Source organism: Paenibacillus sp. S33 (assembly GCF_053615415.1).
This window is the reverse complement of sequence record NZ_JBSIEZ010000001.1, coordinates 4,905,069-4,929,355: the sequence shown is the minus strand read 5'-3', so window position 1 is coordinate 4,929,355 and position 24,287 is coordinate 4,905,069. Positions and strand designations below refer to the sequence as shown.

At 45.6% G+C, this 24,287-nt stretch carries 15 protein-coding genes; 11 read left to right on the top strand and 4 right to left on the bottom strand.

Features of this window, described 5'->3' with window-relative positions:
- The first annotated feature begins 41 nt into the window (after nt 1–41).
- From ACWGXJ_RS22440 to ACWGXJ_RS22415, 6 genes are all read left to right on the top strand, one after another.
- Nucleotides 42–1,325 (top strand): peptidoglycan DD-metalloendopeptidase family protein, encoded by a 1,284-nt coding sequence (locus ACWGXJ_RS22440; protein WP_452567621.1) that lies wholly within the window; start codon nt 42–44, stop codon nt 1,323–1,325.
- 206 nt (nt 1,326–1,531) lie between these two features.
- Nucleotides 1,532–2,998 (top strand): S41 family peptidase, encoded by a 1,467-nt coding sequence (locus tag ACWGXJ_RS22435; RefSeq protein WP_061829953.1) that lies wholly within the window; start codon nt 1,532–1,534, stop codon nt 2,996–2,998.
- A 164-nt stretch (nt 2,999–3,162) separates the two neighbouring features.
- Complete coding sequence (locus ACWGXJ_RS22430) at nt 3,163–4,479, top strand: PDZ domain-containing protein (protein WP_134902711.1); 1,317 nt, start codon at nt 3,163–3,165, stop codon at nt 4,477–4,479.
- A gap of 177 nt (nt 4,480–4,656) precedes the next feature.
- Nucleotides 4,657–5,214 carry a class I SAM-dependent methyltransferase gene (locus ACWGXJ_RS22425; protein WP_061829955.1) on the top strand — a complete coding sequence of 186 codons (558 nt, stop codon included), beginning with the start codon at nt 4,657–4,659 and terminating at the stop codon, nt 5,212–5,214.
- Between the two features lie 273 nt (nt 5,215–5,487).
- Complete coding sequence (locus ACWGXJ_RS22420) at nt 5,488–5,871, top strand: hypothetical protein (protein ID WP_069290511.1); 384 nt, start codon at nt 5,488–5,490, stop codon at nt 5,869–5,871.
- Between the two features lie 302 nt (nt 5,872–6,173).
- A complete protein-coding gene (locus ACWGXJ_RS22415; protein ID WP_452567620.1) occupies nt 6,174–10,235 on the top strand; it encodes a glycosyl hydrolase in 4,062 nt (1,353 codons plus the stop codon).
- 766 nt (nt 10,236–11,001) lie between these two features.
- Here ACWGXJ_RS22415 and ACWGXJ_RS22410 read toward each other — a convergent pair.
- Nucleotides 11,002–11,382: a helix-turn-helix domain-containing protein gene (locus tag ACWGXJ_RS22410; RefSeq protein ID WP_452567619.1), complete on the bottom strand. Its 381-nt coding sequence runs from the start codon at nt 11,380–11,382 to the stop codon at nt 11,002–11,004.
- A 257-nt stretch (nt 11,383–11,639) separates the two neighbouring features.
- On the opposite strand from ACWGXJ_RS22410, the gene ACWGXJ_RS22405 reads away from it, so the two are divergent.
- Together ACWGXJ_RS22405 and ACWGXJ_RS22400 are read left to right on the top strand one after the other, a co-directional pair.
- A complete protein-coding gene (locus tag ACWGXJ_RS22405) occupies nt 11,640–13,022 on the top strand; it encodes a DNA-binding protein (RefSeq protein WP_452567618.1) in 1,383 nt (460 codons plus the stop codon).
- A 232-nt stretch (nt 13,023–13,254) separates the two neighbouring features.
- On the top strand, nt 13,255–13,482 hold the full coding sequence (locus tag ACWGXJ_RS22400) for a Spo0E family sporulation regulatory protein-aspartic acid phosphatase (RefSeq protein WP_235306458.1): 228 nt from the start codon (nt 13,255–13,257) through the stop codon (nt 13,480–13,482).
- 233 nt (nt 13,483–13,715) lie between these two features.
- Here ACWGXJ_RS22400 and ACWGXJ_RS22395 read toward each other — a convergent pair whose 3' ends face one another.
- The gene (locus tag ACWGXJ_RS22395; protein ID WP_013312222.1) at nt 13,716–14,531 is read right to left on the bottom strand and encodes a flagellar motor protein MotB; all 816 of its coding nucleotides are present in this window, start codon (nt 14,529–14,531) and stop codon (nt 13,716–13,718) included.
- Nucleotides 14,515–15,342 carry a flagellar motor protein gene (locus ACWGXJ_RS22390; protein WP_013312221.1) on the bottom strand — a complete coding sequence of 276 codons (828 nt, stop codon included), beginning with the start codon at nt 15,340–15,342 and terminating at the stop codon, nt 14,515–14,517. Before ACWGXJ_RS22390 ends, ACWGXJ_RS22395 begins: the two co-directional genes overlap by 17 nt.
- A gap of 208 nt (nt 15,343–15,550) precedes the next feature.
- On the opposite strand from ACWGXJ_RS22390, the gene uvrB reads away from it, so the two are divergent.
- From uvrB to ACWGXJ_RS22375, 3 genes are all read left to right on the top strand, one after another.
- On the top strand, nt 15,551–17,542 hold the full coding sequence (uvrB, locus tag ACWGXJ_RS22385) for an excinuclease ABC subunit UvrB (protein WP_452567617.1): 1,992 nt from the start codon (nt 15,551–15,553) through the stop codon (nt 17,540–17,542).
- A gap of 171 nt (nt 17,543–17,713) precedes the next feature.
- On the top strand, nt 17,714–20,575 hold the full coding sequence (gene uvrA, locus ACWGXJ_RS22380) for an excinuclease ABC subunit UvrA (protein ID WP_430151737.1): 2,862 nt from the start codon (nt 17,714–17,716) through the stop codon (nt 20,573–20,575).
- A 410-nt stretch (nt 20,576–20,985) separates the two neighbouring features.
- Nucleotides 20,986–22,197: a hypothetical protein gene (locus tag ACWGXJ_RS22375; RefSeq protein ID WP_322172736.1), complete on the top strand. Its 1,212-nt coding sequence runs from the start codon at nt 20,986–20,988 to the stop codon at nt 22,195–22,197.
- A gap of 111 nt (nt 22,198–22,308) precedes the next feature.
- On the opposite strand, the gene ACWGXJ_RS22370 is transcribed toward ACWGXJ_RS22375, so the two are convergent.
- Nucleotides 22,309–23,934, bottom strand: a complete 1,626-nt coding sequence (locus ACWGXJ_RS22370) for a nitrite/sulfite reductase (RefSeq protein ID WP_322172734.1) — start codon at nt 23,932–23,934, stop codon at nt 22,309–22,311.
- Between the last annotated feature and the right edge of the window lie 353 nt (nt 23,935–24,287).

The window sequence follows — 24,287 nt, the reverse complement described above, 5'->3', positions numbered from 1 at the left end:
AAGCCCGGTGTTATTTTGCGATAAAGGATGGGGAGTGCAAGTTGAAAAAAACAGGATCTGTGTTGGCCGCTACCTTGGTAGCCGCATTGCTAATCCAGCCTTCTGACGGATATGCCAAAAGCATGAGTGAAATCAATTCGCAGCTGAACAAATTGGAAAAGCAGGCCCAATCTGCCAAGCAACAACAGGAAAAGGCTGCTCAAGATAAACAGTATGCCCAACATTACAAAAATAAAACCGTGCAAAACCTGAAAATTGTGCTTGCTCAGATTAACAGCGTCAGTGATCAGCTGACTCGTGTTGCGGTTCAGATTGATCAAACGGAAGATAATCTGCGTGCGACCAAAAAAGATTTAGCTGAGGCCATTGATCGTATCCAGTCACGGGAAAAAATGCTGGAAACCCGTGTGCGCTTGATGTATACGGATGGAACCGTCTCATATATGGACGTGCTGATGTCTTCGTCCAGTTTTAGTGACTTTCTCAGCCGGGTAGATTCCCTGAAAACGATCGTGGAGCAGGATCAAATCCTGTTGGACGAGCATAAAAAGGACAAGGCATTGGTCGTAAGCAAGAAGAAACAGCTGGACACGGAATATAAAAATGCCAAGAAGCTGTATGCGCTCAAGCAGGACGCTAAAGCAGAACTGAATTCGAAGGAAAAAGAGAAGCAAAGACTGATTTCCAATTACGATCATGATATTGCTGAGTCAGATGAAATCAGCGAAGAGCAAAATGACATGCTGGTAGCACTCGCTAACAAACGTGTGGGTCTGGTGCAGGAGAAGAACAAGCTTAGAGCGGAGCAGGCTGCCAAAGCAGCACGCGCTAGAGCGGCTGCACGTGCGGCTGAAGCCAAACGATATGCATCTTCATCCTCAGGTGCCGCCTCGAATTCAAGCCATGCGGCAGCCAGTACGTATACAGGTGGAACAGGCACATTGGCTACACCTGTATCCCATTACCGACTTTCATCTACTTTTGGCATGCGGGTACATCCGATTACCGGTAAGCTTAAAGGCCACACAGGTGTTGATATGGCGGCTCCGCAGGGAACCGATATTCATGCAGCCGAAGATGGTGTTGTTATTGTTGCCGAATGGTGGAGTGGCTATGGAAACACAGTTGTGATTGACCATGGAGACGGACTATGGACCCTATACGGACACATTCGCAATGGCGGTACGGTGGTTCATACGGGGCAGACTGTGAAACGTGGTCAAAAAATTGCAGAAGTTGGTTCGACGGGCAATTCCACAGGACCTCACTGTCATTTTGAGGTGCGCGAAAATAACAAACCTGTAAATCCGATGAACTATTTATAGTAGATAAGGTAAGCCCTATTTATAGCCATTACGGTTGTAGATAGGGCTTTGCTGTAATGGTTAATATCCGATGAAGAACATGTGCATTGAGACACAGAGTAGGATACAATTAACATATTCCGTACAAGCTAGACGTATACTTCGTGGATGGACATGCGTTGTAAGGCAATAGGATACAAGATAATGAGAAGGCGGTGGACGATTAGATGTTGAAAAAAAGTACAGCGATACTCTTGATGGTGATCGGGCTGCTTGGCGGCAGTCTGCTCACTTTTGCCTATACTGGAACGACTACAGTAGGGAACAGCGCTCTGGGCGAAGGACTGCTGGCGAGTGTGACAGGTAGCAGTTCTACCTCCAGAAGTGATATCCGCAAAATTGAGACGGCGATGGACTTGATTCAGGGACAATATTATCAGGATGTGGATCGTACCAAGCTGGTGGATGGCGCCATCAATGGTATGATGGAGTCGCTCGGTGACCCGTATTCCTCTTATATGGGTAAAGAAACTGCACAACAATTCGAGCAATCCATAGAAGGTTCTTTTACCGGGATCGGAGCTGAAGTAGCAGCGGAAAACGGGAAAGTAGTTGTAGTCACGCCAATTAAAGGCTCCCCCGCAGAGAAGGCAGGATTACGCTCTAAGGATATTATTTTGTCTGTTAATGGTGAAACACTGGACGGATTGGATCTAAACAAGGCCGTTTCCAAAATCCGTGGACCTAAAGGCAGTCAGGCGAAAGTCAAAATTCAGCGCAGTGGCTCTCCTGATCCGCTCGAATACACGATTACCCGTGACAATATTGATATGGAAACTGTAACGGCTCATATGGAAAGTGACGGTGTAGGCGTCATCACGATCACCCAGTTCTCCTTGAATACAGCAGAACGCTTCAAGGAAGAGTTGGCGAAGCTCGAAAAGCAAGGGCTTAAAGGGCTCGTCATTGACGTGCGTAATAATCCGGGCGGCGTGCTTTCCGTAGTCATTGATATTGCACAGCAATTTGTACCTTCTGGCAAAACGATTGTACAAGTGGAAGACAAGAATCAGAAGCGTGAAGAAGAAAAATCCAAAGGTTCACGCAAAAATTATCCTGTGACTTTGCTAATGAATAAAGGTAGCGCAAGTGCATCCGAAATTCTGGCAGGTGCTCTCCAGCAATCAGCGGGTGCCGTGTTGATCGGGGAAAATTCCTTTGGTAAAGGTACTGTACAAACCAGCTATGACAAGCAAATGGGTGACGGTAGCCTGCTCAAAATCACGATTGCCAAATGGTTAACGCCAAATGGAACGTGGATTCATAAAAAAGGGATTAAGCCGAATATTGCGGTGGAACAGCCTGAATACTTCACAGCAGCACCGCTGAACAAGGAAAAGTCCCTGAAATACAATATGAATAGCAGTGATGTGAAAAATGCACAAATCATTCTACAAGGCTTGGGTTACAACCCAGGTCGCGAGGATGGCTATTTTGACAAAGTAACTGAAAGCTCTGTTATTGCTTTTCAAAAACAAGCGAAGCTGACGGCTAGCGGCATCATTGATGCGAAGACAGCAGCAGCGATGGAAGCCAAGCTGATTGAGAAAATTCGTGATCCGAAAAATGATAATCAACTCAAGCAGGGGATTGAAGAGATTCGGAAGGAAATGAAGACAAGCGTAGCGAAATAATAGTGAGGCTACAACAAGGGGGCTGGAAACAGCCTCCTTTTATATTGGGATTTATTTGCAGTCTGTCGGTTTGTCTTCCCTACGTTGGCAATTTCATATAGAATAAATGGATATGAAATGTACGTGATCCGCTATACAGCGGGCCAGGGGCATAAGGAGTGTGAATGGACTTGGAATGGGCATTACAATGGGGATGGAGCGTCTTAAATGCTTGCTTGTACCTGCTTTTGCAGCCGTTTTATTATATCTCAATACTCATTGTAGCACTTGGTTATCGTCGGCAAATGCTGCTGGAGCGCAAGCTATTTCATACCAAAATGCATAGCTGGGCTTCAGAGACCTGGCGTGTCGTATGGAGTGGTTTGCTTGCTGGAATGGCGCTATCTGCTCTGGGAATGTTCGTCAGCGTGCATCTGAACTCGGCTTCCATCGTATGCCTGTGGGTAGCGACATTACTGCTCATGCTGGTACGCGTCCGTTACCTGTGTCTCGCTTATTCGGTAGGTCTGCTAGGTGTGGTTCAATTTTTCCTAAACGTGGCCAGTGGCTGGCAACCTGGAGGAGCGCTCGGAACATCAGTAGCAGCTATCCGCGGATTGGATATTCCAGCACTGTTGGTGTTGGTCGCCGTGCTGCATGTGGCTGAGGCGCTGTTGGTTCGCTGGCAAGGGGGGAAGGCGGCCACTCCGCTGTTTGTCGAGGGCAAACGGGGAAGATTGGTTGGCGGCTATCGTATGGAAGACCTCTGGCCCATTCCGTTGTTGTTGCTGGTACCGACCCAGGGAGGATTTACGCTTCCCTGGACACCTTTGTTCGGCGGTGATGCCGGAACCGGGTATATGCTGGCAGCCTTGCCAGTCCTGATGGGCTTCAGCAGCGTGACGCTAGGCCAGCTACCACGACAGAAGGCGGTACTTACTTCGAACCGTTTGCTCCTGTACAGTGTGGCTTTACTTCTGCTGAGCTTGCTGGCTGCATGGTGGAGTCCGCTGATATTGTTAGCAGCGTTATTCTCCTTTCTGGCTCATGAGGCGCTGATCTGGTATGGTAATATAGAGGAAAGTCGTCTTAGCCCGATGTTTGTCCATCCGGAGCAAGGGATGCGTGTTCTCGCTGTGCTGCCAGACAGTCCGGCGACAGCCATGGGCATACTGCCGGGCGAGGCCATTTACCGCGTGAATGGGATTGTTGTGAATACCCGTGCCGAGTTACACCAGGCCTTGCGGATCAACTCTGCTTTTTGTAAGCTGGAGGTACGCAATCTGCAGGGCGAGAGCAAGTTTGTGCAGCGAGGCATGTACGATGGCGATCATCACCAGCTAGGGGTTGTGCTTGCACCTGATGCAGACGCGAGCTGGGCCGTATCCATACAGCCAGCCTCCATCTACCGGATTGTTGCCATGCACATAGGCGCACGCCGACGTAAAGCTGGACAGGCATCGCAGGCAGAGAAGGCACATTTGGATACCATGGACAAATAGATGTTACAACAAGAGGGTAGTCATTATTTGATTAGAGTCGAATAAGGCTACGCTCTTTTTATATGCCGACAGTAGCCTGCTTGAAATCAATATTCTGATCGGTATACAATGAATATGTAATAAGAAGCGTTGATGAACCGAATGCCTATCATGTGTGTCAAGCAGGGAGAGGAAAAGATGAACGCGATCCACTTTATTCGAGAGTACATCAGGCATCCACGCAGCGTAGGCGCTGTTATACCCAGTTCAAGACAGTTGGCCAAACAAATTGCCACACCGATTTACTTTGACAAAGCATCGTGCATTATTGAATATGGTGCAGGAACCGGTGTGTTTACGCAAGAGCTTATTTTGAACAAGCGTCCAGAAACGCTACTTTTAGTAATTGAAGCTAATGAATCGTTTTACAAAACGCTACAAAGCAAGTACGGACACTTGGAGAAGGTACACATTATTCACGGATCAGCTGAGCATGTAGCGCAGTATATACGACAGTATGAGGTCCCAAAGGTGGATTATGTCGTGTCAGGGCTCCCTTTCACCAGCTTGCCCGCTGCATTATCCAGCCTCATTTTGGGACAAACGGCTGAGGTTTTGGGCCAGGAAGGCAAATTTATTACGTTCCAGTACAGCAAGGTCAAACACAATTTTTTTCGCACCTTTTTTGCTGACATTCAGATTAAAAAGGTAAACTGCAATGTCCCGCCGGCTTATGTGTTCACTTGCAGCCTGTAACCTTGCAGCAATGTAGAGGATTAGAATAAATACGAATGTGAATATACGGATGATTATGAGAAGACTTGGTCAGCGTCATTAAGATGCTGAAACGGTCTTTTTTTGTTGTGCACTTTTATGGATATATAAGAAGGGGATATGTTAAAAAGCAAAATTCATTTAAGGAATCATATTTTAAAATGGGGCTTAACCTATATATTACATAAGATGGAACCTGCTAGATTTTTGTAAGATTCATGATAAATCTGAACTTTTGTTAAAGGAGATTTATATATGGTAAAACCGCTGATATTCATGCGTTGGTGTGAGTACTATAAGTTAAGTGACCGTGAAACGGATTTTGTGTCTTTTTTTATGATGAATTTCTCGGCTGCCCGTTCAGGCAATCAACCGAAGCTTAGGGAGCAGTTTGTTGAAATTCAGAAAAAAGCCTTTCCTGAGTACCCGTTTGATATTACCCCGGAAGAACTGGATTACTCCAAATTCGAAGGCTTGATGAAGCAAGTGTTGAAAATTCATTTTGACACGGCCGAGCTGCTATATTCCTTTTATCTCCAAAAACTGTGCGCACCTTTAGCAGAATACATTTTATCCACTGGAGAATCAGAGCCTGCACGCATCTATTATAAGCTTATTCAAAAGGATAAAGTGCGCTAGGGAAGACGAGTGTGGATGAGCAAGAGCTATTGGGATACTCAAGCTATATGGTTATTTAAGAAATTAATACTAGCTAATTAAAACAATAGTTAAAAATGTCAATATACCTTTGTGTTAAGGTAATATTATAAATCCAGTTTCAAAGAAAGAGGGTGTTGTTTTCGGCTGGAACATTTCAAGCACGGATATGACGCTGCAACGGAACGATAAGCTCGTTTGGGGACAGGGAAGGGGCCTTAAAGCCTCAAGGAGGGGCATTCGTATGGGTGCCGCTCTTTTTAAATTGAAGGGAGGAAAACGGCATGAAGGCGAAAAATAGTAGTATTTGGTCCAAACGTTCCAAATGGCTGCCTGTCGTCATGGCATGCACGATTATAGTAGGGGGTGCTCTACCGACTCCAACTGTAGTTCACGGTCAAACGGCAAAGACTGTTACCATTAAAGTCGATACATCCAAGGATCGTAAGCCTATTAGCCCTTATATTTACGGTACGAATCAGGAGTTGTCAGGCGATGAGAATCTGACTGCCAGACGACTTGGTGGCAATCGAATGACCGGATATAACTGGGAAAACAATATGTCCAATGCAGGAAGCGACTGGATGCAGTCCAGCGATAGCTATTTATGCGACAACGCCGGATTAACAAAAGCCGAATGTGAAAAGCCAGGTGCGGTGGCAACCTCGTTTCACGATCAATCGCTGAAGCAGGACACATATTCTTTAGTCACACTGCCGATGGCCGGTTATGTGGCCAAGGATGGAAACGGAAGTGTGCAGGAAAGCGAAAAGGCTCCTTCCGATCGGTGGAATGAGGTCGTAAACGCTAAAAATGCGCCGTTTCAATTGCAGCCTGATCTGAAAGACAATCAGGTTTATGCGGATGAATTCGTCAACTTTTTAGTGAAAAAGTATGGCTCTGCTTCAACAAAAACAGGTGTGAAAGGATACTCGCTCGACAATGAACCCGCTCTCTGGTCGCATACGCATCCGCGCATTCATGGTGAAAAGGTCGGAGCGAAAGAGTTGGTAGAGCGGTCGGTAAGTTTATCCAAAGCCGTTAAGGCGGTTGACGCGGGTGCGGAAATTTTTGGGCCCGTTCTTTACGGTTTTGGCGCCTATAAAGATCTTCAAACTGCACCTGATTGGAACTCTGTAAAAGGCAACTACAGCTGGTTCGTGGACTATTACCTCGATCAAATGCGCCTCAGTTCGCAAGCTGAAGGCAAGAGATTGCTGGATGTTTTCGATGTGCACTGGTATCCTGAAGCGATGGGTGGAGGCATACGAATTACGAATGAGGTAGGCAATGACGAAACGAAGAAAGCCAGAATGCAGGCGCCTCGTACCTTGTGGGACCCGACCTACAAGGAAGATAGTTGGATCGCTCAATGGAACAGTGAATTCTTGCCTTTACTGCCTCGATTAAAGCAGTCGGTGGATCAGTATTACCCGGGAACCAAGCTGGCCTTGACTGAGTATAGCTATGGCGGCGAAAATGATATTTCCGGCGGTATCGCTATGACCGATGTGTTGGGCATCTTGGGCAAAAACGACGTTTATATGGCAAACTACTGGAAGTTAAAGGATGGTGCCAACAACTACGTTAGTGCCGCTTACAAGCTTTATCGCAATTATGACGGAAAAAGCTCTACTTTCGGTGATATCAGTGTTAACGCGCAAACATCGGATATTGTTAATAGCTCGGTGCATGCTTCCGTAACGGATGCATCCTACAAAGAACTGCACCTCGTTGTCATGAATAAAAGCATGGACAGTGCATTCGACGCCCAATTTGATCTTTCCGGTGAGACGACTTACGGTTCCGGTAAAGTATGGGGCTTCGACAAAAATAGCTCGCAAATTAAAGAAGCAGCGCCAATTACGCAAATTTCAGGCAACCGCTTTACCTATACAGTACCGCCTTTGACGGCTTATCACATCGTCTTGACTGCTGGCAATGATACGTCTGTGCCACCTGTGGAAGGTCCTGAAAGCTTTGCGCTGAGGGCTGAGGCTGGCGATGGGAAAGTCGATTTATCCTGGGACGCTTCCAGCGGAGTTGTAAGTTACAGTGTACAGCGGGCAACGTATGAAAACGGTCCTTTTGCTGCTGTAGCATCCAACTTGGTCGAAACGTCTTATACGGATACGAACGTAACGAACGGCACTTCTTATTATTATAAAATAACCGCACAAACAAAGGCGGGAACGAGCGAATCCAATGTTTTGAAAGCGGTTCCGCGAACGCCTGTAGACGGACCGGATCGCTATGAAGCCGAAGATGGCGCGCTGAAGGGAACCATTGTGGAATCCAGCGGAACCGGCTTCTCCGGTACTGGTTATGTAACTAATTTCCACAATGCAGGGGATTCCCTGACGATGACGATTCAGGCAGAGGCGGCAGGCTTGTACAATCTTACAATCGGCTACCGTTCTCCTCATGATGACAAACGCACCAACTTCTCTTTAAACGGCAAAGCGTTTGGCGAGCTGATACTTTCGAAATCGGCTGATTTTAAAGAAACTTCCGGAGGCAAGCTTCTGTTGAATGCAGGGGCGAACACGATCGGTTTTGAAACAGGCTGGGGCTGGTATGATATCGACTACGTCAAGCTGGAGCCAGCTGCTGACCGTCCACCACATGCGGTAACCAAAACGCTCACCAATCCGAATGCGACGATAGAAGCAAGAGCATTGATGAACTATCTGGTTGATCAATACGGGAAGAATATGCTTTCCGGTCAAGAGGAAATAACCGAAATTGATTGGCTTCAAGCCAATGTAGGTAAAAAGCCGGCTATTGCAGCGCTTGACCTGATCGACTATTCGCCAAGTAGAGCGGAACACGGTCTTAGTTCCACAGAGACGGAAAAGGCGATTGAATGGGATAAGCAAGGGGGAATTGTTACCTTTGCATGGCACTGGAACGCGCCGAAAGGTCTGATCGATACGCAGGGAAAAGAATGGTGGAGAGGCTTCTATGCCGATTCGACTACATTCGATATAGAATATGCGATGAATCATCCAGAGTCCGAAGATTATAAATTGCTTATTCGCGACATCGATGTGATTGCAGGGCAATTGAAGAAGTTGCAGGATGCGAAAGTTCCTGTGCTGTTCCGTCCTTTGCACGAAGCGGAAGGGAAATGGTTCTGGTGGGGCGCTAAAGGTCCTGAGCCTGTTAAAAAATTATATATTTTGATGCACGATCGTTTGACTAATGTGCACAAATTGAACAATCTGATCTGGGTCTGGAACTCTGTTGCTCCCGACTGGTATCCGGGAGATGAGTATGTGGATATTTTGAGCTTCGACTCTTATCCGCAAGCAGGCGACTACAACCCGCAAATTGCAAAATACGAAGACCTTGTTACGTTGGGTAAGGACAAAAAGTTAGTTGCCATGAGCGAAAACGGACCTATCCCGGACCCTGATCTGATGAAGACGTATCAAGCCCATTGGAGCTGGTTCGCTACATGGTATGGGGATTTCTTGAGAGACGGCAAACAAAACAGTCTTGAGCATCTGAAAAAAGTGTATAATCATCCGAACGTCATTACGCTTGACAAGCTCCCGACCAACTTAAAAACGTATGGTATTACCGAGCAGCCATCAGTACCGGGCAGCTTCACGCTGAACGCAGCGGGCGAAACGGCGAAAGTAAAGCTGAGCTGGACAGCATCAGCGAATGCAGCAAGCTATGAAGTGAAGCGTTCGACGGCTGAAAACGGCGCTTTCGCCACAGTAGCGAGCGATGTATACGGAAGCAGCTATATCGACACAGCCGTAACGGCAGAAACGATGTACTATTACCAAGTCGTAGCGAAGAACGATGCAGGTCAAACGGTTTCGAACACGGCTAGCGCAGCACCGAAAGCGGATACTCAACAGCCGACAACGGGACTGGTGCTCCAGTATCGCACAGCGGATACAAATGTGAACGACAATCACTTGAACCCGCATTTCCAAATTGTAAACAAAGGCACAGCCTCTGTACCGATCAACGAGTTGAAAATTCGCTACTACTACACGATCGACGGCGAGCGCGCGCAGACATTCAACTGCGACTATGCAATGCTGAGCTGCTCGAAGCTGAATGGTAAGCTGGTTAAAATGGATAACGCTGCAACCGGTGCTGATTATTATTTGGAAGTCAGCTTCAACTCGGATGCAGGCGTGTTAGCACCTGGAGGAAGCACGGGCGGAATTCAAACTCGTATTCATAAAGCAGACTGGTCGCACTATAACGAAAGTGACGATTACTCGTATAAAGGCACGCAGACTTCATTCGCCGATCATACGAAAGCTACGTTGTATCATAATGGCGTACTTGTTTGGGGAACCGAACCGACAGCTAGTTAAAGAGGATTTTACGAGAATCCGCGAGAGCATCTCTCTTACAAGTGTGGAGAAGGAAACGCGGTACGTAGAGCAGTTGTAGCGAGCAGCCAGTCGCTGGAAATCCACCAGTGACTGGTTATTTAGTTTCGCTTGAATCCCAATTAAATTGAGTTACAGTAAGTGATATAATCTCGAACTGTCTATACAACGATTGTGTCGTTTTACACATGAGATTTTCGAGATAGAACGTTTTAGACTTTAATTTGAAATGAAACGAATTCGATGGGGGATGATCAGTGGGCACTCCTTACGGGACATGCTCATGGTAATGCCTTTTCCCTTTCCTACAGCTGGGTATACCTGAGATGTATATGCGCTGTCTTGACCACTGTGGAGCAGCACACTTACTCATTCGGGAAGTTGATTCAGTGTATCTAAAACAAAGGACGTATCTTGCTTACCCGCTATACTGTAAGCCACAATTTCCCCGTTGTACAGATCTAGATTACTGGAGAAGCACAGCATTTTACCCCCAATAGGTAGTAGGTGATGCCCGTGACGAGTTTAGACAGGGACGCCTCTGCATGAAATTGCCGCTTTCATATCTTTATTTCTAAGGGGTAACTCACTCCAGTAGTCAACGCAAAGCACCTCCAAGGTTATCCCCCAAACTTACGACAGGGTTGCTTTCTCTTGAAAGTGTTTTTATGTATCTCACGCAATGGAGGCAATCCTCCCCAGTCCCAAGTAGAGATTTTACTTTAGGTACATAGCAAATTGGGACAAATTAAAATTTCCCATATTCACCTGACTTATCTGAGTTGTTGTCTAAAAGCTCACTCTCTGGCGAGAAAAGTTCCTTTAAAATTCGATAAGCTTTATTTTGATCCGCTTCACTCTGCTGGGAAAGGATATGAATGCATTCCCATATCCAGGGCTGACTTTTGAGTTCTTTATAAGGATTAAAATCAAAAAATGCAAATACATTGGTGTCTAGTGCCTCTGCTATTTTCTCCAATGTCTTGATCTGCACATTGACCTCACCGCGCTCCAACTTGCCGATATAGGAACCTGTTGAATCGGATGCTTCTGCTAACTGTTCTTGTGTAATCCCCCGCAATTTTCGAAATTGACGGATTTTCGTTCCTAATAGTTTCGTTGTTTCCATAGACACCCACACTCCTATAGTAAGAGTGTAGACAAAGCTAGATTAAGCATGGAGGTAATTAAATTACCTTAATTATTCGATATTTAGTTCTTGTAAGAACTATTTTAATAAACATCAAATTCCATAATATAATAAAACAGTGTAGAAAAGGGGTTGACCGTCATCCAATTTATTCATATAATTTCTAGTATATTGTAATTGATTGTCGAGGAGGGTGATTTTTTTAAAATCCTCTGAATACGCCGGGGGTGTTTTTATTGGAAAATGCAACCACGATCCGTTCGGAAATTGAGAAAGAATTAAAACTAGGTGGCTACACTTTTAATAGTTTTGGACAAGCTACGGGGCTTAACCGGGGCATATTTAGTGCTATGCTTAACGGCAATCCGCCTAAACCTATCTCGGTAAGACAAATGGACCTGATTACCAAAGCGTTTAATTATCCAGAAGGCTGGTTGTATGACCTGTATGTGGATGAATGTTTTTATGATGGAAGACCACATTGGAAAAGGGTCAAGCCGTTCCTGATTCGTTGTGTTGAAGTGGGAAACCTGCGCTGTGTTGAAAAAGTGCTCTCACGCTTAATGGAAGATCTTAACCACATTCCAACAATCTTTGCTTTGGCAGAGGAGCTTTATGAAGAAGGGAAGTTAAAAGAGGCAATTCCTTTCTATGAATGTGTCATTGAAAATGAGAAATACCAACATTCAGAGAGGTTGGCAATTAGTCATTATAGAATTTTTTCAATCTCTGTTAGTGAAAGTATGGAAAGAAATTTGGAGGCCGCACTAAGATTTGTACCCTTTAGAAATCGGGTACCCTTAGAATATCATTTAGATGGTTTGCTTAAACTGTTAAATCTTTATCACAATTTGCATCAATGGAAAGAAGCGGAGCGTTATGCGGATGAATTAAGAGCGCTTACAACTATTGTATGTAAAAGTAGAGAAACTAATAAAAAGAGTTTTACATTGAAAACTGAAAGACATTTAGTTGTCTACTATGGTCAAGGTTATTTGATGAAGGGAATTGCATTGGAAAAACAAGAAAGATATGAGGAGGCCATGAAGTATATTTCTGGCTATGCTGATTTGAGTTGGTTTGAAGATTTAGGGAGAATTGGACAAAAAGAAGTAGAAAAGTTCACCCTTTGGGCAAATGCTAATCAACTTAGCTTGAAAATTCTTATGGGCGATACAAGTAGTTTACCAATGTATATTCAATTTCTGAAAAATAACCCACCCGAGATTTTGTTGGGTTTATTAACGATAGTAGAGTCGGCTAACAAGCACGGTTTTTTAATTGAACATATTCTCCAACAGTTTTCTCATGAATTGGCCTCATTTAATAATGAATTATCTATGAAAGCCAGCTACTATAAACAGTCATTTAGTTATGACACTTATGCTGATTTGTGTTACCAATTGGCCATATATATGTTTAATAACCTTTCCCATGAAAAAGGCATCTATTATGTTTTAAAAAGCTTGAAGAAATGTCTGGAAATCAGCAGTAAAGAAAAGTTTATGATTTGTACAGCATTATTTGAAAGGTTTAGAAACAAAGCAACAAAAGACCAAAAATCAGAATATGAAGGTATCATGGAGGAGGTTTTAATCAATGCGAGTAAAAAACCTTAAATACATGCTGATTATGGGTTTTTTTAGCTTTTTAGCATTCTCTCATAACATTGTTGTTTTTGGACATGGTGCAGGAGGTTAATAGTTATCAAAAAACCAGCCTTACTGAGGCTGGTTTTTTGATTCATCCCGTTAAAGGAATGAACTGGGTTTTATTATATTTTTAACCTGTAGGGAAGGTATCAGCTTGTAAACTAATGTAAATACCACACCGAACAGGAGGTTTATTGATGTGAAATGGAAACAATTGGAGGAATGCATCGAAGAAAAGCGGAAGGAACTAAATGATTTGGCGAATGAGGTGGGATTGAAGGATCGGCGGGTGTTAATCAAGTCCATGGAGTTGGATCGACTCCTTAATAAATATAGTGACTGGAAATATAGCTATCGTAGACAACAGAGCATACCCCAAAGTTCACAAATGCAAGAGAAGCAACACGAGCTTGTCCTATCTTATTGATTTTCAAGTATCATGACAAGATAAACCTAACTTCACCAGGGCTTCTAATACATAGTGGGATATAGAATAAACAAAATAATCTCTATTGCATCTCGTACGCCGCTCTTATCCACGTTGTTCGTACAGTTTATTGTTCTGCGTCTACATCAGAGGGGAAGCCATGTAACATGAAGATATGTATCAAAAAAACCTCCCGATTCACGTTATTGCGTGACTCAGGAGGTTTTTGGGTTTTACTGTTGAAGCTGGCGCAGCACAGTGATTTCGACACGACGGTTTTTTTGTCGTCCAGCTTCGGTGCTATTGTCACCAACCGGCCGGGTATCTGCGTAACCCGCATACTGAAATCCTGAGGGTGACAGTTGCTCTCTGTCGAGAAAGAATCGGAGTACAGATAGTGCCCGTGCGCCGGAAAGCTCCCAGTTGTCCTTATACGTCGATGAGTTCGAGGAGCGCGTGAACGGAATGTTGTCCGTATGGCCCTCAATGCTAATCGGTGTTTTCAAATCTCGAAATAGACTGGCCAACTTAGATAGCGTGTTGGCAGAGCCTTGCTTGAGTGCAGCTCTACCTTGATCGAATAAAAAGCGGTCATTCAGTGTAATGACAATACCACGCGGCTGATCTGACACGAAAATCTGGTTTTCCAGTTTGTTGTCCGTAATATATTCTTGAATGACACCCATTAGATTTTGCAGCTCTTTTTCCTGCGTGCGGAATGCTTGTTCACGTTCGGTGAGCTTTGTCGATCCAGCTTCCTTTTTATCGGCTGCCGGTTGCTTGGTCGTGGGTGGATTCTTGCTGGTGTAACGATCGGCAGTACCTGTAATGCCCGAGCCTTGCTCCAAAATAGAATCTCCCTTGTGGAACGTATCCTGGAGGGATTGAACAACGACATCGTATTTTTTAGCATCCAGACTACTCATGGCATACATCACAACGAAAAATATGAGCAGCAGGGTGATCAGATCGGCATAGGTAATCATCCAGCGGTCACGATGGTCTCCGCCGCCTCCTTGACCCCCACGGCGCTTACCGCGCGCTCTCATGGAAGTCCTCCTTTGGAGAAGCGTCCTCTGTGCGTGAGCGACGAGGCGGTTTACGATCTATATTTTGCTCTGAGCGGATAAAGAACTCCAACTTTTTGCGTACAAGCTTTGGATTCTCTCCGTTTTGGATAGCCAAAATACCTTGCAGCAGCAAATCCATAGTGATAATTTCACTCTCACTGGCAGCTCTTATTTTGGATGCGATGGGCAGGAAGATCAGATTGGCGCTAGCAACGCCATATAGTGTTGCGATAAAAGCAACAGCAATGGACGGACCAAGCGCAGTAGGCTCGGTCAGACTGCCCAGTACATGGATCAGGCCCATGACAGTACCGATAATCCCCATCGTAGGGGCATAACCGCCTGCGGATTCGAATATTTTGGCGTATCCTTCATGTTTGTGTTCAATGGCATCTAACTCAAGCTCTAAAATCTGTTTGATCTGCTCCTGCTCGGTGCCGTCGATGACCAACTGAAGACCTTCACGCAAAAATGCATTCGGATGCTCTGATGAAGTACGCTCTAGCGCAAGCACACCGGATCGGCGTGAGGTGGCAGCCATGGAAACCAAATCTTCTATATATTGCTTCGTAGGATTGTCCTCACGGCTAAATGCCATCCGTAGGGCGGTGGGGATCGTCTTCAGCTTGGAAGCTGGGTAGCTGATCACAACTGCGGCGAAAGTTCCCCCAAATACAATGAGAGCCGATGTACCTTGAAGCAGCCCTGTAAATTCGCCGCCTTCCCATAAGAAGCCACCGATTAATGCTATGATTCCGGCGATGATGCCCAATACGATGGTGATATCCAAAATTTAATTCACTCCTATTCAAGACTTATCGTTTGCATCCATGGTAAGAAAGAGGTATAATACGGGAACAAACATTCTTATCTAACCATATTTCCCAAGTATCATTGCTCGGGAAATATCGACATAGAGTTACAGGTAAAGACGTTAAAGCTCGACTGGTGTAAAATCATGATGTTTCCATTTTAGACGATAAGGGTGATGCAGGGCAATGAGTGATATCGTTGTTAGCGATAAGACTTTTGAAATTCAGTCGGAATTCCAACCTCAAGGCGATCAGCCTCAGGCCATTTTTGAATTGGTAGAGGGAATTGCAGAAGGAAAGAAGCATCAAACGCTATTGGGTGCTACGGGAACAGGTAAGACGTTTACCATCGCACAGACCATTGCCAAGTTGAATCGGCCTACGCTGGTTATTGCACATAATAAGACTTTGGCTGCTCAACTGGCGAGTGAGTTTAAAGAATTTTTTCCGAATAACTCAGTCGATTATTTTGTCAGCTACTATGATTACTATCAACCGGAAGCATACATTCCGTCTTCCGATACGTATATTGAGAAGGATTCCAGCATTAATGAGGAGATTGATAAACTTCGCCACTCAGCGACAAGCTCTCTGTTTGAGCGTCGTGACGTTATTATTGTAGCGAGTGTCTCCTGCATTTATGGTTTGGGTTCCCCGAAAGAATATTCAAGCCTGCTGCTTTCGCTTAGAGTCGGCATGGAGAAACCCCGCAATCAGATTTTGTCCCGCTTGGTCGATATTCAATATCAGCGGAACGATCTCAACTTCGTGCGGGGTACTTTCCGTGTACGGGGGGATGTTGTGGAGATATTCCCGGCTTCCCATGGGGAACACGCTATACGTGTAGAACTGTTCGGGGATGAAATTGAACGAATTACCGAGATTAATGTGCTTACGGGTGAATTGATCGGTGAACGTGATCATATTGCCATTTTCCCGGCATCTCACTTCGTTACTCATGAGGATACGATGAAGGTAGCATTGGTCAACATTGAACGTGAGCTTGAAGAGCGATTAGCGGAGTTGAAGGAGCAAGGGAAGCTGTTAGAGGCGCAACGTTTGGAGCAACGTACCCGCTATGATATCGAGATGATGAAAGAGGTTGGTTTTTGTTCCGGTGTCGAGAATTATTCAGGTCCACTGACATTCCGCGAGCGAGGAGCGACACCATATACGCTGATGGATTATTTCCCGGATGATATGCTGATCGTCATTGACGAGTCCCATGTTACGTTGCCGCAGATTCGTGCCATGTATAATGGTGACCAAGCACGTAAGAATGTACTGGTGGAACATGGTTTCCGTCTACCATCCGCATTGGATAATCGCCCGTTGAAGTTTGAAGAGTTCGAGGACAAGGTAAGTCAGATCATCTATGTATCGGCTACTCCAGGACCCTATGAGATGGAGAAATGCGAAACGATGGTACAGCAGATTATTCGTCCTACCGGGCTTCTTGATCCGATTATTGAGGTGCGTCCGAGCAAGGGGCAGATTGACGATCTCATTAGTGAAATACGGCTTCGCATAGAACGTGAAGAACGGGTACTGGTGACCACACTTACGAAGAAGATGTCTGAAGATTTGACTGACTATTTAAAAGAAGTAGGCATCAAGGTTCGGTATATGCACTCCGAGATTAAGACGTTGGAGCGGATGGCTATTTTGCGGGATCTTCGTCTAGGGACCTTCGATGTATTGATCGGGATCAACTTGTTGCGGGAAGGCCTCGATTTGCCGGAAGTATCGCTGGTCGCGATTTTGGATGCGGACAAAGAAGGCTTCCTGCGTTCTGAGCGCTCTCTGATTCAGACGATCGGACGGGCAGCACGGAACAGTGACGGTCGTGTTATTATGTACGGCGATAAGATTACCGATTCTATGGATAAAGCGATAAAGGAAACGGAACGTCGTCGTGCGATCCAAATTCAGTACAATGAAGAACATGGGATTACCCCACAAACCATCCGTAAAAAGATTCGTGATGTTATTGAAGCAACCAAGGTGGCAGAGTCTAAGAATGATTACCTTCCTAATGAGACGGGTAAACTTTCCAAGAAGGAGCGTCAATCACTCATTCAGCGTCTGGAAGCAGAGATGAAAGACGCCGCCAAGAACCTACAGTTCGAGCGGGCAGCCGAGCTGCGTGACGCTTTGCTGGAGTTACGAGCTGATTAAACATTGAGAATAAGCTAGAAGCAAAACATATGAAATAAAATGTTTGATTGCTTTGCTTTTAAAAATAGTGAGGGCGGCCTATGTGGTCGTTCTCTTTGCGATATATCACTTCCATGGGATAATCCAATGCGATATAGCATGACGTGAACTACGGCTAAGGAGATGAAACATTTGGCGAATGAAAGCATCATCATCAAAGGCGCACGCGCGCATAATCTCAAAAATATTGACGTGACAATTCCACGGGACAAGTTCGTCGTCCTGACAGGGCTTAGCGGCTCAGGTAAATCGTCACTGGCTTTCGATACGATCTATGCAGAAGGGCAGCGGCGGTATGTGGAATCTTTATCTGCGTATGCCCGCCAATTCCTCGGGCAAATGGAGAAACCAGACGTTGATTCGATTGACGGGCTGTCTCCTGCCATTTCCATTGACCAAAAAACGACAAGTCGGAATCCACGTTCTACTGTCGGAACGGTTACCGAAATCTATGACTACCTGCGGTTACTGTTTGCTCGGGTGGGTCATCCTCATTGTCCTGAACATGGCATTGAAATTACTTCACAGACCGTTGAACAGATGGTAGACCGCATTTTGCAGTATCCTGAAAAGACAAGACTGCAGATTCTGGCTCCATTGGTATCCGGCCGCAAAGGTGAACATAAAACACTGTTCACGGATATAGCCAAGCAGGGCTTTGTACGGGTACGTGTGAATGGAGAACTACGTGAATTGTCTGAGAAGATTGAGCTGGAAAAGAACAAGAAGCACTCGATTGAAGTGGTCGTAGACCGCATCGTAGTTAAAGAAGATGTGCGTGCGCGTCTGTCTGACTCTATTGAGACGGCACTGAATCTTTCAGGTGGGCAGTTGCTTGTAGACATTATGGGGCAAGAGGAGTTGCGGTTCAGCTCCAACTTTGCATGTCCTATTTGTGGATTCAGCATAGATGAACTGTCTCCAAGAATGTTTTCCTTTAATAGTCCGTTTGGCGCTTGTCCAGATTGTGATGGGTTAGGAGTTAAAATGGTAGTTGACCCTGATCTGCTCATTCCCGATCCTGAAAAAAGTGTGGAGGATGGGGCGTTTCAGGCTTGGAGTGGTGGAACTTCCACTTATTATCCTCAATTTTTACAGTCAGTATGCGAGCACTACGGTATTCCGCAGGACATTCCTGTTAGTCAATTGACGACAGAACAAATGAACCTCATTTTACATGGAACGGGTGAGCAGAAGATCCGTTTCCGCTATGAGAATGATTTTGGTCAACGTAAGGAAGCCTATGTGACCTTTGAGGGGATTATCCCCAATCTAGAGCGTCGTTATCGTGATACGGCTTCTGAAGGTATACGTGAATTTATTGAAGGCTTTATGAGTGCAAAGCCATGTAACACCTGTAAGGGACACCGACTGAAAAAAGAAAGTCTGTCGGTAACCATTCAAGAGCGTAATATAGCTTTTGTGACAGCTTTGTCTATCGGTGAAGCCTCAAACTTTTTCCATACACTGGAGCTGAGTGAGAAGGAGAAGTCGATTGCCAATCTCATTTTAAAAGAAATTAACAGCCGTCTGGGATTCCTCGTTAACGTTGGTCTGGAATACCTGACTTTAAGCCGTGCGGCAGGCACGTTGTCAGGCGGTGAAGCACAGCGCATCAGACTGGCGACACAGATCGGGTCCAGTCTGATGGGTGTGCTTTATATTTTGGACGAGCCTAGTATCGGTCTGCATCAGCGAGATAATGACCGTCTGATAAGTGCTTTGGAGCATATGCGGAACCTCGGTAATACGTTGATTGTCGTGGAGCATGACGAAGATACGATGATGGCGGCGGACTATATCATTGATATTGGGCCAGGAGCTGGAATCCATGGTGGGATGATCATGTCGCAGGGGACTCCGCAGGAAGTTATGGAAGACCCGAATTCCTTAACCGGGCAGTATTTGAGCGGACGCAAGTTCATTCCGGTCAATACCGAGCGGCGCAAGCCTGCTGATAAGTGGCTGGAGATTCGCGGAGCCAAGGAGAACAATCTCAAAAATGTGAATGTCAAAATTCCGCTGGGTGTTTTCTCAGCTGTTACTGGTGTCTCCGGCTCTGGAAAATCGACACTGGTCAACGAAATTTTGTACAAAACGTTAGCGCGTGATCTAAACCGGGCGAGAGTACGTCCAGGGCAGCATAAAGAAATTCGCGGACTAGAACATATCGAAAAGGTTGTTGAGATCGATCAATCGCCAATTGGCCGTACACCGCGTTCCAATCCTGCAACGTATACTGGTGTATTTGATGATATCCGTGATTTATTCTCGCAGACGAACGAGGCCAAAGTACGAGGCTACAAGAAAGGCCGCTTTAGCTTTAACGTTAAGGGAGGCCGTTGTGAAGCTTGTAGAGGCGACGGTATCATCAAGATTGAGATGCATTTCCTGCCGGATGTGTATGTTCCATGCGAAGTGTGCAAAGGCAAGCGTTATAATCGGGAGACCCTGGAGGTTAAATACAAAGGGAAAAGTATTGCCGATGTGCTGGAGATGACGGTTGAGGATGCAACGGAGTTTTTTGAAAATATTCCGAAGATTCATCGCAAGATCCAGACGCTGATGGATGTAGGATTGGGGTATATCAAGCTGGGTCAGCCTGCGACTACCTTGTCTGGCGGTGAAGCACAGCGCGTGAAGCTGGCCTCCGAATTGTATCGTCGTAGCACAGGCAAAACCATTTATATTTTGGACGAGCCGACAACCGGTCTGCATGTTCACGATATTGACCGATTATTGACGGTGCTGCATCGTTTGGTTGATTCAGGAGAGACGGTGCTGGTTATTGAGCATAATCTGGATGTGATTAAAACAGCCGATTATCTGATTGATTTGGGACCGGAAGGCGGAAGCGGCGGTGGAACGATCTTGGCTACCGGGACACCGGAGCAACTCGTGAAAGTCGAAGAATCCTATACAGGTCGATACTTAAAGCCGATCCTTGAACGGGATACCGAGCGTAGTCAATCGCTTCAGACAGTCGATCTATAAATACCATTTAACGTATGATTTAAAAACCCTGCACAGGCAGGAAGGCAGAATACGAACTAGTGTATTGATGCCTTCGTCTTGCAGGGTTTTATTTTTTTTGTAAAAAAAGAAAACTTTTATCAAATTCCTGCGTTAAAGCATGTGACACATAGTTTACCAAGCGCTGGAATAATAAATCTATACGTATATTCATCGACAGAAAGTCTCTGAGTAGTCTCTAAATTTTGGAGTTTTGGATGTTTAGGCTCGGGCTTGAAGAGGTAAATATATAATTTATGATTACTTAGCATCATACGGAGTTCCTTGCCCGCGTGACAACCATTACAAGTTGAAGCGAAACCGTCTGTAGTTTTATCACATCTAAGGTTCATACAACATCATTGAGGAAGTCATGAAGGGAGCTGGAACGCTTGAAGATTAAGCAAAGTAGAGTTTTACGTACACGTGTATATTCATGGGCAGCAGGAGCTGCTTTGGCGGCATGTTTGATGGGTTATAGTGCTGCACCGTCCTATGCCTCCGAGGTGTCTGAAGCGTTTGCGCCCAAACAAGCCGAAATCGAAACAAGTGCAGCAATTGGCAGTATTAAGGATTTAGAAAACGCTCATGATTACATTCAACCCGCAGCGAATGGTGGGTTTTTAATGCTGAACGTCGAGGACGATACAGAAGCAAGTGTAGTACACGTCACATATGGCAAGCTGGACAGTTCTGTGGAGGCTGTATGGAAACATCAGCAGGACCTGAACGTACAACCCGGGACAAGCAGCAGGGGAGTCCAGCGGGAGACGCCGGATAGGGGCTTGCTGTTTCTGATTGATTATACAAAACCGAACGGAATACGAGAGTTGCAGGCTTCCCGATTGGACGAGGATGGAAACACCTTGTGGTCCAAAACATTACCCACAGATGGCTTGATATCTCATGGGCAGGATTCTCAGGTTGGTTTGGAGACACTGGAGGATGGCAGTTTCCTGGTCTCCTATCTAAACCTTGCGGAGCAGTCCTTCACTGTACTCAAATACACTGAAACTGGCGATCTACAATGGAATCGAACGACGGCCGGAGTGACCTCGGGTTGGCTGGTCGGCAGTCACAATGGATATTATGCGCTTTTGAACAGCTCAGATGGTCCCGTTGGGGTACAAGCAGATGTATATGGTCGCGATATTCGTGACATCCATCTGGACTTAGGATCAGGTAAAGAAATTGCTGCAGTACGTGAGTTGCCGAGCGGTCATATTGCTGTAACAGGGCTTAAAGGAAACAGCAAGCGTACACAGTTGCTAAGTAATGGTCTGCAATTATTTGGTAATACAGAGGACTATGCGGCTGACCGGGTGTATCTGCCTGAGGAGCAGTTGTATGTCCAGTTCAGTGATCAATATGATCCACTGGGTAAAACCACGAAAATGCATGGAATCACCATTACAGGCCTAAAAGGAAACGGTACGAAGGTGTGGGAAACGAGGACTCATTATAAGGAGGATAATTCCTTCGGCATCCGATACGATACGGGATTGATATACAAGATACCTTCAGGCTACGTGGTGGTGACATCTACAACAGGTGCTCATAAGCCAACAGTACTAGATTTTGCGAAAATATTGATACCGGAGTAATCCGGTGTCTTTTTTTGTGGAATTGAGGGAAACGATATTGCGAGGTTGTATACGATAAGAAACAGCCTACTTGTATATGTGATACAAGCAGGCTGTTAATAGACTCTATATTTAGGATGCAACGTGGCCGGATTGTAAAATGGCAGACAGCTTTTCCTGGAAAGTCGGAATACCTACACGCTGTACATATGCGTAAAAGCTTTCGCCAGCGCTCCTGTTTTCTTTGTAGAACAGAATGAGCTCTGCCAGTACAGGTCCAACCTGATCCCCGCGTACGCGACCTTTGAGCGCCTTGTTAAACTGGGCGCCTGCTCCAAGCGCTCCGCCGACAGCGATGTCGAACGCGTCGACCAAGCCCTCCGGTGTCTTAATAAGCGAGCCTTGCAGACCAATGTCCGCAATATGCTTTTGACCGCAAGAATTCGGGCAGCCGATAAAATGAATGCGCACTTTTTCATCCAATTGTACGTGCTGATCCAAATACTCGGCAACGTCAACCGCCCGTTTTTTGGTTTCCACTATCGCCAGATTGCAAAACTCATTTCCTGTGCACGATACTGTACGGCTCATAAAATGCTTGGGCTGTGGTGTCAGGCGTTGCAGTACGGGGGCTTCCAGTAGTTCATCCACTTGCTCATCCGGCACGCCGCTCAGCAAAATATTTTGCGACATCGTGGTACGAATCTGACCATCGCCATAGCGGTCAGCCAGTTCGGCCAGTTCGTGCAACTCGTCAGCACTAAGGCGACCGACAGGCACGTTCAGACCGACATAGTTCAGACCTTTTTGAGCTTGAGGATGCACACCGTCAAAATAAGCGGCTTGCCAGCCAATCGTTTTGTCCTCGCCTCGTCCGGGCATTTCACCGATGTACTCGGTGAGCTTAGCCAGAAATTTGTCTGGGCCCCAATCGGCAACGAGGAATTTCAAGCGGGCATGGTGCCGCTTTTCCCGATAGCCGTAATCACGGAAAATGGTGGTGACAGCAATAGCAACCTTCAGTACTTCCTCAGGACGAACAAACAAATCCAGCGACTGTGCCATATGCGGCTTGGCGGACAAGCCTCCACCAACCATCACATGGAAGCCGATCACTTCTTTTCCGTCGAGGATCTTGGTGGCCGGAGTGAAGGACAGGTCGTTAATTTCAGCCTGTGCATTGTTGTACGTATTACCGGAGATAGACATTTTGTACTTGCGCGGCAGGTTGGAGAAGTCTCGATTCAATAAGAAAAATCGGTTCACTTCATCTACAATCTCCTGGGTGTCGACCAATTCATTGGGATCGATGCCAGCCAGCGGATTACCAACAATGGTACGCGGGCAGTCTCCACAGGCTTCAAAGGAATACAAATTGACTTTTTCCAGCCTTTCGAAAATATCGGGTAAGCTTTCGACCGTCAACCAGTGAAATTGAATTGCCTGACGAGTGGTGACATCCACAAGACCGCGTCCGTATAACGCGGATATGTCCGCCAAGGCATGTGCCTGTGCTGAAGTCATGATTCCTGTGTTGATGCGGACTCGCATCATGAAATGACCATCCTTGGGCTTTTGCTGATATACCCCTGCCCATTTGAAACGGTCCATATCGTCCGCAGAGATCGAGTCATAGCCTTCGTTGGCATAGTTTTCGATAATGGTACGGATAACGTCGAGACCGTCCTTTTCCAGCTTGACTAACTCGAATTTGTTAAGCTTATCGGGATGAGCGTTCCAGATTGGTTCGTAGGCCATTCTTTTAACCTCCTGTAGGTGCTTATTTATACTTTAGTGTTTTGGATAGAGGATTCATGATTTTATTCTTTATTTCCGACAATAAAACTAAGATATAATGTGATGGTATCATAGTTGGTTATGCCCGTAAACGAAGGAATGACCTAAACGGTATAACGATTATTTATCGTTTTTGCTTATTTTTTTGATATAAGGATTTGGAAAATTTATAATAGAAATAGCATGAGAGGACAGGGATGTAGCAAACGGCGCCTTTTAGAAAAAGATAGGGCTTAAAGCGATTGTATACGTGTCCCCTCTATGGTAGATTTGGACTAACTGATAGAACAGGGTCATGTAAGAGAGGAAATGGT

What these genes read in the sequence shown, in the direction of transcription:
- ACWGXJ_RS22435 (WP_061829953.1), top strand. Translation starts at nt 1,532, where the DNA reads ATGTTGAAAAAAAGTACAGCGATACTCTTGATGGTGATCGGGCTGCTT.
- ACWGXJ_RS22430 (WP_134902711.1), top strand. Translation starts at nt 3,163, where the DNA reads ATGGACTTGGAATGGGCATTACAATGGGGATGGAGCGTCTTAAATGCT.
- ACWGXJ_RS22425 (WP_061829955.1), top strand. Translation starts at nt 4,657, where the DNA reads ATGAACGCGATCCACTTTATTCGAGAGTACATCAGGCATCCACGCAGC.
- ACWGXJ_RS22420 (WP_069290511.1), top strand. Translation starts at nt 5,488, where the DNA reads ATGGTAAAACCGCTGATATTCATGCGTTGGTGTGAGTACTATAAGTTA.
- ACWGXJ_RS22415 (WP_452567620.1), top strand. Translation starts at nt 6,174, where the DNA reads ATGAAGGCGAAAAATAGTAGTATTTGGTCCAAACGTTCCAAATGGCTG.
- ACWGXJ_RS22410 (WP_452567619.1), bottom strand. Translation starts at nt 11,382, where the DNA reads ATGGAAACAACGAAACTATTAGGAACGAAAATCCGTCAATTTCGAAAA.
- ACWGXJ_RS22395 (WP_013312222.1), bottom strand. Translation starts at nt 14,531, where the DNA reads ATGAGAGCGCGCGGTAAGCGCCGTGGGGGTCAAGGAGGCGGCGGAGAC.
- uvrB (WP_452567617.1), top strand. Translation starts at nt 15,551, where the DNA reads ATGAGTGATATCGTTGTTAGCGATAAGACTTTTGAAATTCAGTCGGAA.
- ACWGXJ_RS22370 (WP_322172734.1), bottom strand. Translation starts at nt 23,934, where the DNA reads ATGGCCTACGAACCAATCTGGAACGCTCATCCCGATAAGCTTAACAAA.